We start from the raw sequence: 11,612 nt of genomic DNA, 5'->3' as shown, positions 1-11,612 counted from the left end.
GCTGATGTTCGCCGCCACGCTGATCGTGCTGCTGCTGGCCTCCATCAACTACCAGCTCAACCTCGGCTACGTGCTGACCTTCCTGCTCGCCGGCAGCGGTGCGGTGTCGATGCACGTCACCCACGGCACGCTGCGTGGCCTGACGCTGCGGCTGCGCGCGCCTTCGCCGGTGTTCGCCGGCGAGCCGGCACTGCTGGACATCGTCCTGACCAGTCCCGACCGGCCCCGCTTCGGCGTCGGTCTGAAGATGGTCGACGCCGAGGCCGCCACGCTGGGCTGGATCGACGTGCCCGCCCAGGGCCAGGCCAGCGCGCAGGTCAGCTTCGTGCCGGCCCGGCGCGGCGTGCACGATCTGCCCGCCATCGGGATCGAGACGCGCTTCCCGCTCGGCCTGTTCCGCGCCTGGGCGATCTGGCGGCCGGCTTCGCAGCTGCTCGTCTACCCGGCACCCGAGCGCCCGGCCGCACCGCTGCCGGCGGCACGTGCCGTGCCCGGTGGCCAGGCACGAGGCCGCGCGGCCGAAGGCGGAGAGATCGAGGGTGTGCGCGGCTACCGCCGCGGCGACCCGCTCAAGCTCGTCTACTGGAAGAAGGCCGCCAAGGCGCTGGCCAGCGGCGGCGAGCTGGTCAGCCGTGACACCGCCAGCGCCGTGCAGCAGCAGCTGTGGCTCGACTGGCAGACCTGTGGCCAGTTGCCACCGGAAGAGCGCCTCTCGCGGCTGACCGCGTGGGTGAACGCCGCACAGCGCGCCGGCGCCGAGTACGCCCTCGGCCTGCCTGGTGTGGCGATCGATCCGAGCGAAGGCGAGGCGCACCGCCGCCGTTGCCTGGAGGCTCTGGCGCTATGGCGCTGACCCGGCACCGCGGGCTATCCGGCCCGGGCTGGCGGCTGCCGCGCTGGCCGGGCTGGTCGCGCCTGCCGCGCGAAAGCCGCGACACCCTGTTCCTGCTCGGCGTCATCGCCTGGACGGTGCTGCCGCACGTCGCCCACCTGCCCGCCTGGTGCACGACGCTGACGGCTGTCGTGCTGCTGTGGCGCGCCGCCCTGGCGGTGGGCGGCGGGACGCTTCCGGGCCGCTGGCTGCTGGTGGCCGTGCTCGCCGTGGCCGCCGGGCTGACCTTCATGAGCTTCCGCACCCTGCTGGGCAAGGAACCGGGGGTGACCATGGCGGTGGTGCTGATGGCGCTGAAGACGCTGGAGCTGCGAGCGCGGCGCGACGCCTTCGTCGTCTTCTTCCTCGGCTTCTTCCTCGTGCTGACGCATTTCCTGTATTCGCAGTCGCTGGCCGTGGCGGCGGCGATGCTGGTGTCGGTGTGGGGTCTGCTGACAGCGCTGGTGCTGGCCCACATGCCGGTGGGCCAGCCGAGCCTGAGGCAGGCGTCGAGGCTGGCCGGGCGCACCGCACTGCTGGGCGCGCCGATCATGCTGCTGCTGTTCCTGCTGTTCCCACGCATCGGGCCCTTGTGGGGCGTGCCCAAGGACGGCCTGTCCAGCACCGGACTGTCCGACCGCCTGCGCCTGGGCTCGGTGGCCGAGCTCGCCCAGGACGACCGCATCGCGCTGCGCCTGCGCTTCGAGGGCGCTGTGCCTCCGCCTCAGAGCCTGTACTTCCGCGGCCCGGTGCTCGGCGGTTTCGACGGCACGGAGTGGCGGCCGCAGCAGCCGCGCTTCCCGCAGCGGCTGCTGCCGCAGGCGGAACTCCGGCCGGCCGGCCCGCCGCTGCGCTACGAGATGACGGTCGAGCCGTTGCGGCTGCCCACGCTGCCGCTGCTGGAGGCCAGCCCGGGCGCACCGCAGATCGAGGGCTACCGCGTGCGCGGCACGGCCGACCTGCAGTGGCTGACCGACCGGCCGCTGGCAGAGCGGCTGCGCTTTCAGGCCGAGGCCCACCTGCGTTTCGAGCACGGCCCGCGCGACCCGGTGCTCGGCCTGCAGGACTACCTGGAACTGCCGGCGGGCTTCAACCCGCGCACGCTGGAATGGGCGGCCACACTGCGCCGCGATCCCGCCTACGCGAATGCCGGTGCGCTCCAGCTGGCCCAGCGCGTGATGCGCCACATCCGCGAAGGCGGCTACACCTATACGCTCGCACCGGGCGAGTACGGCCGCAACGCCATCGACGAGTTCTGGCTCGACCGCAAGGAGGGCTTCTGCGAGCACTTCGCCGCCGCCTTCGTGGTGGTGATGCGCGCGCTCGACGTGCCGGCGCGCATCGTCACCGGCTACCAGGGCGCCGACCCACAGCCGGTCGACGGTTACTACATCGTGCGGCAGAGCGCCGCCCATGCCTGGGCCGAGTTCTGGCAACCGGGCACGGGCTGGATGCGCGCCGACCCGACCGCCGCCGTCGCGCCCGACCGCATCGACCGCAGCCTCCGCCTGGCGCCGCCGCCGGGGCTGGTGGCCGGCGCGATCGATGCCGTCAACCCGGCACTGCTGCAGCGCCTGCGCGAGGGCTGGGAGGCGGTCAACAACCGCTGGAACCAGTGGGTGCTCAACTATTCGCGCGGCCAGCAGCTCGAGGTGCTGAAGGACCTCGGCTTCGAGAGCCCCGACTGGCAGACGCTGGCCAAGCTGCTGGTGATCGCGCTGAGCACGCTCGCCCTGATCGGCGCGGGCTGGGCCTGGTGGGACCGCCACCGCATCGACCCTTGGACGCGCCAGCGCGAGGCGCTGCTTCGCACGCTGCGCCGGCTCGGCATCCAGGCAGAGGCGCACGACGCGCCAGGCACGCTGGCCGCTCGCGTGCGCAGCCGCCACGGTTCGGCCGGCGAGCCGCTGGCCGCCTTGCTCGACACCCTGCAGTCGCAGCGCTACGGCCGCGATGCGCGCCGCCAGCCCGACCCCAGCCTCACCCGATCCTTCCAGGCCGCCGCGCGCGGCCTGTCGCCCGACGCCGCCCGATGACCGACGCCACGACCCACCCCCTGCGCCGCCACATCGTCGCCCTGCTCGGCGCCCTGCCCCTGGGGCTGTCCACGCCGTCGGTGGCCGCGCCGCGCAGGGAAGAAGAGCTGCTGCCCTACGGCGCGCGCGAGGACGTGATGCGCTTCGCCGACGAGGTGGCGCAGCGACAGGGCTTCGACCCCACGTGGACGCGCGACGCGCTGTCCCGCGCACGCCAGGTGCCCGCCGTGCAGCGCCTGATCATGCCGCCGCCGGCCGGAACGGCGAAGAACTGGGCGGCCTACCGCAGCCGCTTCGTTGAGCCGGTGCGCATCCGCGCCGGGATGGCGTTCTGGGATGAGCACGAACGCTGGCTGCAGCGGGCCGAGGAGCGCTGGGGCGTACCGGCATCGATCGTCGTCGGAATCGTCGGCGTGGAAACGATCTACGGCCGCCACACCGGCAGCTTCCGCGTGCTCGACGCGCTGGCCACGCTGTCGTTCGACTTCCCCAGCGGTCGGCGCGACCGCACGCCGTTCTTCCGCAGCGAGCTCGAGGCCTTCCTGCAGTACTGCCAGCGAGAGGCGCTCGACCCGACCGAGCCGCTGGGCAGCTACGCCGGCGCGATGGGCCTGCCGCAGTTCATGCCGTCGAGCATCCTGCGCTACGGCATCGACTTCGACGAGGACGGCCATGTCGACCTGCACCGCAACCCCGCCGACGTGATCGGCAGCGTGGCGCACTACCTGGCGCAGTTCGGCTGGGAGCGCGACGCACCGACGCACTTCGGCGTGGCCGCGCCGGTGGAGGTGCGCGATCGCGCCCTGATGCTGGTGCCCGACATCGTGCCGAGCTTCGACGCCAGCGAGTTCGCCGAGCGCGGCGCCTTGCTCGACGAGGCCGGCCGCAGCTGGACCGGCAAGCTGGCGCTGATCGAGCTGGCCAACGGCGACGCCGCACCCAACTACGTCGCCGGCACCGGGAACTTCTACGCCATCACGCGCTACAACTGGTCGAGCTACTACGCGATGGCCGTGATCGAACTCGGCGAGGCCGTCCGGCGCCAACGACGCTGACGCTGTGGAAAAGCCCGCCCGATGCACCATGAACTCACGCTGATCAACACCATCGCCGCCGCCCTCGGGCTGGCGCTGGTGCTCGGCTTCATCGCTGCGCGGCTCAAGCTGCCGGCGCTCGTGGGTTACCTCGCGGCGGGCATCGTGATTGGCCCGTTCACCCCCGGTTTCGTCGCCGACAGCGCGCTGGCCGCGCAACTGGCCGAGATCGGCGTGATGCTGCTTATGTTCGGCGTCGGGCTGCACTTCTCGCTCGATGACCTCATGGCGGTGAAGCGCATCGCCGTGCCAGGCGCCGTGGTGCAGATGGCCGCGGCCACCGCCATGGGCGGCGCCATGGCGCACTTCTGGGGCTGGGACCTCGGCGCTGCGCTGGTGTTCGGCATCTCGCTGTCGGTGGCCAGCACGGTGGTGCTGCTCAAGGCCCTGGAGTCCAAGGGCGTGCTCGACAGCGTCAACGGCCGCATCGCGGTGGGCTGGCTGGTCGTCGAGGATCTGGCGATGGTGCTGGTGCTGGTGCTGCTGCCGGCGGTCGCGCCGATGCTGCGCACCGGTGGCGCCGGCAGCATTGACGCCGAGCTGTGGGGCACGCTGGTGCGCACGCTGCTCGCGGTGGCGGCCTTCGTGGTGCTGATGCTGGTGGTCGGCCGGCGGGTCTTCCCCTGGCTGCTCTGGCAGGTGACCAGGACCGGCTCGCGCGAGCTGTTCACGCTGTGCGTGGTGGCCGCCGCGGTGACCATCGCGTTCGGCTCGGCCAAGCTGTTCGGCGTGTCGTTCGCCCTCGGCGCCTTCTTCGCCGGCATGGTGCTGCGCGAGTCGGAGTTCAGCCACCGCGCTGCCGAGGAGTCGCTGCCACTGCGCGACGCCTTCGCGGTGCTGTTCTTCGTCTCGGTGGGCATGCTGTTCGACCCGCGCGTCATCGTCGAGCGGCCGCTGCAGGTGATCGGCGTGGTGGCGGTCATCGTGGTCGGCAAGTCGATCGCCGCGCTCGCGCTGGTGCTGCTGCTGCGCTACCCGCTGAACACCGCGCTGACGGTCTCCGCCAGCCTGGCGCAGATCGGTGAGTTCTCCTTCATCCTCGCCGCGCTCGGCGTGTCGCTGCAGCTGCTGCCGCCCGAGGGCCAGAGCCTGATCGTCGCCGGCGCGCTGATCTCGATCGCGCTGAACCCGCTGACCTTCACCTTCGTCGAGCCGATCGAGCGATGGTTCCTGGCGCGCTCCGAGCTCGCGCGCCGCTATGCGCAGCGCGACGACCCGCTGGCGGAGCTGCCCGCCAGCACCGAAGAGCGCTATCTGGCCCGCCAGGTGGTGCTGGTCGGTCACGGGCGCGTCGGCAAGCGCATTTCGCAGGCACTGCGCGAGGCCGGCATGGCCTGCGTGGTGATCGACGAGAACCGCGAGCGCGTCGAGGAGGTGCGCGCCCAGGGCCTGCCGGCGGTGATCGGCGATGCCGCCGAGCCCGCGGCGCTGATCCAGGCGCACATCGCCGAGGCGGCGCTGCTGGTCATCGCCGTGCCCGATGCACTGGGCGCCCGGCGCATGATCGAGACCGCGCGCACGCTCAACGCCCAGGTGCAAGTGGCGGTGCGTTCACAGCACGGCGACGAGGCGCGCTGGCTGGCCACCGAGGGCGGCGCACGCGTGTTCGTCGGCGAGGAGGAACTCGCGCAGGCCATGGTGCGTCACACACTCGCTACCATGCAATCCGTACCGACAACAACAAGATCCCGGGGAGGCTGACCCGCCATCGCGAGGAAGGCCATGAAGACGAGAAATGTCGTGATCCACACCGGCGAGCGTTTCGAGGTGCCGCAGGGCATCCAGCGCATCGACCACCGATCCACCCACGGCTGGCAGCTGCGCTACGGCGGCACCCGGCTCTACTCCGATGGCAGCCGCGGCGCGCAGGCCGCGCTCGAGGCGGCGAAGAAGGAACTGGCGCGGCGCATCGCGACGCTGCCGGCGCCTGCCCGCCTACAGCGCCAGCCCAGCGGCAACAAGTCCAGCGACCTGCCGGTGGGCATCTCCGGGCCGGTGGTGCGACAGCGCCCTGGCTCGCGCACCATGGACTCGAGCCTGTCGGTGTCGCTGCCGCGCTTCGGCGCGCCGCCGCTGCGGCGAAGCGTATTCATCGGCACGCAGAACACCTACACACCCGAGCGCTACCTGGCCGCACTGGCCAAGGCGATCGCCCTGCGCGAGCAGGCCGAGTCGGCCTACCAGCGTGCGGCGACCAAGGCCAAGCGCGCCGAGGCGCGCGACCTGATGCAGGTGCCGAGCTCGCCGCGGCCGCGGGCGAAGCGTTAGGCTGTGCGCAGGCGCGCGCGGCGCGCCCTTGCGTGGAGACCCCGATGAAGCAACCCGTCCGCATCGCCGCGGCGCTGGCCGTGCTGGCCGCCGTGGCCACCCTGTTCGCCGCGCCGCTGGCGCGCTCGCAAGCGCAGCAGATCATCAGCGCGAGCTTCCTGCCGATCGGCACGTCCAGCGCGGGCGCCGCCAGCATGGCGTGGTTCCACGATCCCTCGGGGCAGCGGGTGATGGCCTGCCAGGCCGCGCCCGCCAATGGCGGCCCGGCCGTGCAGTGCACGATCGCGAAGATGCCCTGAGCGCGCGGATCAGCTGCGCGCGGCGCGGGCGCGGGCGCGGGCGCGGGCGCGCTGCACCTGCGTCCACAGCGCCTGGCACTGGTGCTCGATCGGGCTGCTGGCCGGCGCAGCCGCCTTGGCGGCCTTCGCGGCCTCGGCCTGCGCGCTGCGTTGCTCCTTGCGGTAGGCGGCGCCGCGCCGGATCTCGGCCAGGCGCGAGCGCGCCGCATCGTCGGCCTTGACGCGATAGGCGGCCAGATAGGCCTCGTCGCGCGCGCCCTTCATGTGGGCGTGGCGGGCCTCGCAGCGTGCGTAGCCGAGGTCGAAGCGCGCCAATCCGCGCGCATCGAAGCCCGCGGCGCTCGCGGCCAGTGGCAGGGCCAGCAGCAGCCCGGCGAGACGGCGCCTCATGGCGCAGAAGCCGCTGCGGCGGGGGCCGCCGGCGCCGCGCAACCGCGCGCCTGGCCCACGCCCTTGAGGTACGAACGGCGCACCGACCCGGCCGCGATGGCCGCCGCGACCTCGCGCGAATAGCGCTCGGCGCCGCTGAGCTTGCGCACCCAGCCGCGGAACGGAATCACGCCCTCGGCCGCGCCGCGCAACGCGCCCACCGCGGCGTCGCCCGCCGCCGTGCTGCCGCGCTCGATCAGGCTGGCGCGCGCCGCGCTCGGCGGCACATCCAGGTCGGCACCGAGCACGGCCTCGAGCTGCGTGACTTCGACGGCGATCGCCTCGCAGCCGGCCGCCGCTGCGGGCGGCCTGTACGGCGCCTTCAGCGCCTCGGCCAGCACCGGCGGGATCTCCGCCTTGACGAGATTCAGGTCGGACAGCGGCGTGGTCGCGGCGTCGCTGACACCCTTGCTGCCGTTCGAGGAAGCACAGGCGCCGAGCGCCAGACAGAACAATCCGACAGTCCACCTCATGGCGGCGCAGGATAGCAGGCGGTGTGCCCCCCCGGAAACAGGTGGTCACGCCTGAACCAAGTCAGGTGCGAACCGGCCGCCGGGGGCTTAAGCTTGGCACAGCCACCGTGTGAAGAATCACTCCATGCCCGTGCGTCCCGATCCTCGCCCGCCGACAGCCGCCGCGCCGCGCGACCAGCCGTCGTGGGCGCATGCCTCGGGCTGGGCCCAGCTGTCGGGCTCGCGGCAGACGGTGTCGTGCGTGCTGCCCTGCCGCGACAAGGCACGCACGCTGTCGATGCTGCTGCCCATCCTCAGCGACACGCTCACCGAATGCGGTTATCCGTGGGAAGTGATCGTGGTCGACTGCGGCAGCGGCGACGGCACCGATACGCTGATGAGCGCCTGGGGTGAGCTGCCCGGCTTCCGCTACGTGCCGCTGGATGGCGCGGCGCGGCTGGAGTCCGCGTTCGAGGCCGGCATCCTGGCGGCGCGGGGCGACGCGGTGATCCTGCTCGACCCGGCGCTGCCGCATTCGCCGGAGCTGATTCCCGCGATGTTGTTGCAGTGGGAGTCCGACGCCCGCCTCGTCTACGCCACCACGGACGCGCACGGCGCCAGCCAGCTGCGCTGGTGGGACGAGACACGCACCGCCCACGAGATCGAGCGGCCCGACATGCACCTGCCGCCGGAGTGCATGGCGCTGAGCCTGCTCGACCGCCGCCTGGTCGACTGGCTGGCCCAGGCAGGCTGAGGTCCCCGGCTCGGCAGGGCCCGTGGACAATCGGGCCGCCGTCGCCCATGCCCACGTCTGATCGCCCCACCCGCGTGCTCGCCGTCATCCCGCCGATGACGCAGCTGAACACGCCCTACCCTTCCACCGCCTACCTTACCGGCTTCCTGCGCTCGCGCGGCATCGCCGCGGTGCAGGAAGACCTGGCGCTGGCGCTGGTGCTGGAACTGCTCAGCGCCGACGGCCTGCGTGCGGTGCGTGGCGAGATCGAAGCGTTGCCGCAGAAGCGGCGCAGCGCCGGCGTGCAGGCCTTCCTCGACGCCTTCGATCGCTACGAGGCCACCATCGACCCGGTGATCGCCTTCCTGCAAGGGCGCGACGCCACGCTGATGCACCGCATCTGCAGCCGCGCCTTCCTGCCCGAAGGCGCACGCTTCGCCTCGCTCGACGCCTACGTGGCCGACGAGGACGGTGGCGACCCGATGGCCTGGGCCTTCGGCGCGCTCGGCACGCACGACCGCGCCCGCCACCTCGCCACGCTCTATCTCAACGACATTGCCGACGTGCTGCGCGAGGCCATCGACCCGCGCTTCGAGTTCGTGCGCTATGCCGAGCAGCTGGCCACCAGCCAGCCGAGCTTCGACCCGCTGGCCGACGCGCTGGCATCTCCGCCGCACCTGATCGACCGCACGCTGCAGCGGCTTGCGCTCGACGCCATCGCGCGCCATGCGCCGACGCTGGTGCTGCTGTCGGTGCCCTTTCCCGGCGCGGTGTACGGTGCGCTGCGCATCGCGCAGGCGATCAAGGCGCATGACCCGTCGCTCACCGTCGCGCTCGGCGGCGGCTTCGTCAACACCGAGCTGCGAGAACTGGCCGAGCCGCGCCTGTTCGACTTCGTCGACTTCGTGACGCTGGACGGAGGCGAGCGGCCGCTGCTGGCGCTGATCGAGCATCTCGAGGGCCGCCGCTCCAAGGAGCGGCTGGTGCGCTGCTTCGTCCGTGAAGACGAGGCGGTGAAGTACATCCACTTTCCTGAACCCGACATTCCCTTCGACGAGACCGGCACGCCCACCTGGGACGGCCTGCCGCTGGCGCGATACCTCTCGCTGCTGGACATGCTCAACCCGATGCACCGGCTGTGGAGCGACGGGCGCTGGAACAAGCTCACCGTCGCCCATGGCTGCTACTGGAAGAAGTGCAGCTTCTGCGACGTCAGCCTCGACTACATCTCGCGCTACGAGGCCACCAATGCGCAGACGCTGGTCGACCGCATCGAGGCCATCGTCGCCGAGACCGGGCAGACCGGCTTCCACTTCGTCGACGAGGCGGCGCCGCCGAAGGCCTTGCGCGCGCTGGCACAGGAGCTGAAGCGGCGCAGGCTGGCGATCTCGTGGTGGGGCAACATCCGCTTCGAGAAGAGCTTCACCCCGCAGCTTGCGGAAGAACTGGCCGACAGCGGCTGCATCGCCGTGACCGGCGGCCTGGAGGTGGCCTCCGACCGGCTGCTCGCGCTGATGAAGAAGGGCGTGTCGGTCGAGCAGGTGGCGCGCGTGACGCGCGGCTTCGCCGATGCCGGCATCCTGGTGCACGCCTACCTGATGTATGGCTTTCCGACGCAGACCGTGCAGGACACCGTCGATGCGCTCGAATACGTGCGCCAGCTCTTCGCCGCCAGCTGCATCCACAGCGGCTTCTTCCACCGCTTCGCCTGCACGGTGCACTCGCCGGTGGGCAAGGACCCGGCCGCGTACGGCGTCACGCTGCTGCCGCTGCCCGAGGGCCGCTTCGCGAAGAACGACGTCGGATTCGTCGACCCGACCGGCGTCGACCACGACATGCTCGGTGTCGCGCTGAAGAAGTCGATCTACAACTACATGCACGGCATCGCGCTCGAGGAGGACGTGCGTCGCTGGTTCGACGTGCCGGTGCCGAAGACGCGGGTGCCGCGCCACTTCATCGAGCGCGCGCTCAACCTCCGCTGAAGTTCAGTGCCGCAGGTGGCGGATCATCGTCAGCGCGAAGGCGACGATGGCCAGCGCCTGCAGCGCGCCGGCTCCGGCACGCACGCCGGTGCTGCCGCTGGCGTCGCCCAGCGCGCGCAAGGCTACGCCCAGCGTCATCATCGCCACCGGCACGAAGGCGAACGGCCCCGGCGCCGAGACCGGCCGGCGCAGCAGCGCCGGCAGCACGATGGGCGCATGGCCGAAGACCATCGAGAACACGAAGCCCAGCAGCAGCATGTGCAATGGCCCGGGTGAATCGAGCGGCATGCCGCGCAGCGCGTTGACGGCGCCCCAGGCGCCGGCCAGCAGCATCCAGGTGTAGCCCAGGCGCAGCGAGCGCGCGGTGTGCAGCGACCAGGCCAGCCGCAGCATGCCGGGCCGGCAGGCCAGGTCGTAGCGCAGCAGCCAGGCGGCCAGCAGCGACATCGAGGCCCACCAGAAGCCGCCGGCGATCGGGTGTTCACGCCACGGCACGGCCAGCACCAGCAGGGCCAGTGCCTGCACGCCGAGCACGGCGAGATAGCCCTGCCGCGCGCGACCCGACAGCGGCACGAAGCGCGCCAGTTCGCGGCGCTCGCCGGCGATGGTCAGCACCAGGAACGAGGCCCACCAGGCCACGACCACCGAGAACGGCCGGTCGAGCAGCCACCACAGCGTGCCGCCGGCCCACGACAGCGCGCCCGCGGCTTCGATCGCCGTGTACAGCGCCGGCGTGCGGCGCAGCACCTCGGCATAGACCGCCACCAGCGCCAGGGCCGCGGCCAGCCAGAAGCCGCCGGCCAGCGCCGGCTGCAGCGCCAGCGCGCTGACCGTGCCGCACGCGGCCAGGGCCGGCGCGGCGAAGGCGACCGGCTTCTTCAGTGCCGCCGCCCGCTCCAGCGAGATGCCGAAGCCGAAGAAGCCGCAGACCATCAGCGCGCTGTGCAGCGCCACCGGCGAGACGATGCGCTCGGGCAGCAGCGGCCAGCCGATGCGCACCAGCCCGCCGGCCATGCCCGACAGCAGCGCCAGTGCCGCCGCGGCAGCGATAGCGATCACCAGCGCCGAAGCGCGCGGGAAGCCGCGCGACGGCATTCCCGCTCCAGCCTGCTTGATCATGCTTCGTCGTTCCAGCCGAGGCGCTCGCGCGCGCTGTCGCTCAGGCGCGAGGGATCCCATTGCACGCCCTCGGCCTCGCTGACCGAGACCTCGCGGCCGGGAAAGGCCTCCGTCAGCGCCTGCCAGGCGTCGTCGGCGATCGCGTCGCCCATCGGGCAGGTCGGGCTGGTCAGCACCAGGCTGAGGTCGATGGCCGACGGCGTGATGTGCAGGCGCTCGACGAGGCCGAGGTCGACGATGCTCTCGCCGATCTCGGGGTCGCTCACCTGGGCCAGCGCATCGAGCGCGCGGCGACGGTCGGCATCGAACGTGTCGTTCGTGTCCATGGC

12 protein-coding genes are annotated in these 11,612 nt (G+C 72.1%); 8 read left to right on the top strand and 4 right to left on the bottom strand.

Translation table 11 applies throughout. The features are described 5' to 3' along the window. From AB7U92_RS12075 to AB7U92_RS12050, 6 genes are all read left to right on the top strand, one after another. A partial coding sequence (locus AB7U92_RS12075; protein WP_428576795.1) for a DUF58 domain-containing protein occupies positions 1-853 on the top strand: 853 nt, incomplete at its 5' end. Beyond that, positions 844-2,907 (top strand): transglutaminase TgpA family protein, encoded by a 2,064-nt coding sequence (locus AB7U92_RS12070; protein WP_428576792.1) that lies wholly within the window; start codon positions 844-846, stop codon positions 2,905-2,907. The genes AB7U92_RS12075 and AB7U92_RS12070, both read left to right, overlap by 10 nt. Further along, positions 2,904-3,962: a lytic murein transglycosylase B gene (gene mltB, locus AB7U92_RS12065; protein WP_428576790.1), complete on the top strand. Its 1,059-nt coding sequence runs from the start codon at positions 2,904-2,906 to the stop codon at positions 3,960-3,962. Before AB7U92_RS12070 ends, mltB begins: the two co-directional genes overlap by 4 nt. A 21-nt stretch (positions 3,963-3,983) precedes the next feature. Then, the gene (gene ybaL, locus AB7U92_RS12060) at positions 3,984-5,702 is read left to right on the top strand and encodes a YbaL family putative K(+) efflux transporter (protein WP_428576787.1); all 1,719 of its coding nucleotides are present in this window, start codon (positions 3,984-3,986) and stop codon (positions 5,700-5,702) included. 21 nt (positions 5,703-5,723) lie between these two features. Beyond that, on the top strand, positions 5,724-6,269 hold the full coding sequence (locus AB7U92_RS12055; protein WP_428576785.1) for a hypothetical protein: 546 nt from the start codon (positions 5,724-5,726) through the stop codon (positions 6,267-6,269). Positions 6,270-6,313: 44 nt separating this feature from the next. Further along, positions 6,314-6,568, top strand: coding sequence for a hypothetical protein (locus AB7U92_RS12050; RefSeq protein WP_428576782.1), 255 nt, complete (start codon positions 6,314-6,316; stop codon positions 6,566-6,568). A gap of 9 nt (positions 6,569-6,577) precedes the next feature. On the opposite strand, the gene AB7U92_RS12045 is transcribed toward AB7U92_RS12050, so the two are convergent. Together AB7U92_RS12045 and AB7U92_RS12040 are read right to left on the bottom strand one after the other, a co-directional pair. Further along, complete coding sequence (locus AB7U92_RS12045; protein ID WP_428576780.1) at positions 6,578-6,958, bottom strand: hypothetical protein; 381 nt, start codon at positions 6,956-6,958, stop codon at positions 6,578-6,580. Next, a complete protein-coding gene (locus tag AB7U92_RS12040) occupies positions 6,955-7,470 on the bottom strand; it encodes a hypothetical protein (protein ID WP_428576777.1) in 516 nt (171 codons plus the stop codon). Before AB7U92_RS12040 ends, AB7U92_RS12045 begins: the two co-directional genes overlap by 4 nt. A 124-nt stretch (positions 7,471-7,594) precedes the next feature. Between AB7U92_RS12040 and AB7U92_RS12035 the strand changes: the two genes are divergently transcribed. Then, positions 7,595-8,203 carry a glycosyltransferase gene (locus tag AB7U92_RS12035; RefSeq protein ID WP_428576775.1) on the top strand — a complete coding sequence of 203 codons (609 nt, stop codon included), beginning with the start codon at positions 7,595-7,597 and terminating at the stop codon, positions 8,201-8,203. A 47-nt stretch (positions 8,204-8,250) separates the two neighbouring features. Continuing rightward, entirely contained in the window at positions 8,251-10,164 is a 1,914-nt protein-coding gene (locus AB7U92_RS12030; RefSeq protein ID WP_428576773.1) for a B12-binding domain-containing radical SAM protein, read from the top strand. A gap of 3 nt (positions 10,165-10,167) precedes the next feature. Here the strand turns inward: AB7U92_RS12030 and AB7U92_RS12025 are convergent, their stop codons facing one another. Further along, the gene (locus AB7U92_RS12025; protein ID WP_428576770.1) at positions 10,168-11,283 is read right to left on the bottom strand and encodes a hypothetical protein; all 1,116 of its coding nucleotides are present in this window, start codon (positions 11,281-11,283) and stop codon (positions 10,168-10,170) included. Continuing rightward, positions 11,280-11,612 (bottom strand): metal-sulfur cluster assembly factor (locus AB7U92_RS12020; protein ID WP_428576767.1); only part of this gene is annotated, 333 nt, incomplete at its 5' end. The genes AB7U92_RS12025 and AB7U92_RS12020, both read right to left, overlap by 4 nt.

The sequence above is a fragment of the Piscinibacter sp. genome (assembly GCF_050175855.1).
GTDB lineage: Bacteria > Pseudomonadota > Gammaproteobacteria > Burkholderiales > Burkholderiaceae_C > Piscinibacter.
The sequence above is the reverse complement of the archived record's forward strand: the minus strand, read 5'-3'. Positions and strand labels throughout refer to the sequence as shown.

Excerpts from the sequence above, each read along its gene's own strand:
- AB7U92_RS12070 (WP_428576792.1), top strand. The coding sequence starts at position 844 with ATGGCGCTGACCCGGCACCGCGGGCTATCCGGCCCGGGCTGGCGGCTG.
- mltB (WP_428576790.1), top strand. The coding sequence starts at position 2,904 with ATGACCGACGCCACGACCCACCCCCTGCGCCGCCACATCGTCGCCCTG.
- ybaL (WP_428576787.1), top strand. The coding sequence starts at position 3,984 with ATGCACCATGAACTCACGCTGATCAACACCATCGCCGCCGCCCTCGGG.
- AB7U92_RS12055 (WP_428576785.1), top strand. The coding sequence starts at position 5,724 with ATGAAGACGAGAAATGTCGTGATCCACACCGGCGAGCGTTTCGAGGTG.
- AB7U92_RS12050 (WP_428576782.1), top strand. The coding sequence starts at position 6,314 with ATGAAGCAACCCGTCCGCATCGCCGCGGCGCTGGCCGTGCTGGCCGCC.
- AB7U92_RS12045 (WP_428576780.1), bottom strand. The coding sequence starts at position 6,958 with ATGAGGCGCCGTCTCGCCGGGCTGCTGCTGGCCCTGCCACTGGCCGCG.
- AB7U92_RS12040 (WP_428576777.1), bottom strand. The coding sequence starts at position 7,470 with ATGAGGTGGACTGTCGGATTGTTCTGTCTGGCGCTCGGCGCCTGTGCT.
- AB7U92_RS12035 (WP_428576775.1), top strand. The coding sequence starts at position 7,595 with ATGCCCGTGCGTCCCGATCCTCGCCCGCCGACAGCCGCCGCGCCGCGC.
- AB7U92_RS12030 (WP_428576773.1), top strand. The coding sequence starts at position 8,251 with ATGCCCACGTCTGATCGCCCCACCCGCGTGCTCGCCGTCATCCCGCCG.
- AB7U92_RS12025 (WP_428576770.1), bottom strand. The coding sequence starts at position 11,283 with ATGATCAAGCAGGCTGGAGCGGGAATGCCGTCGCGCGGCTTCCCGCGC.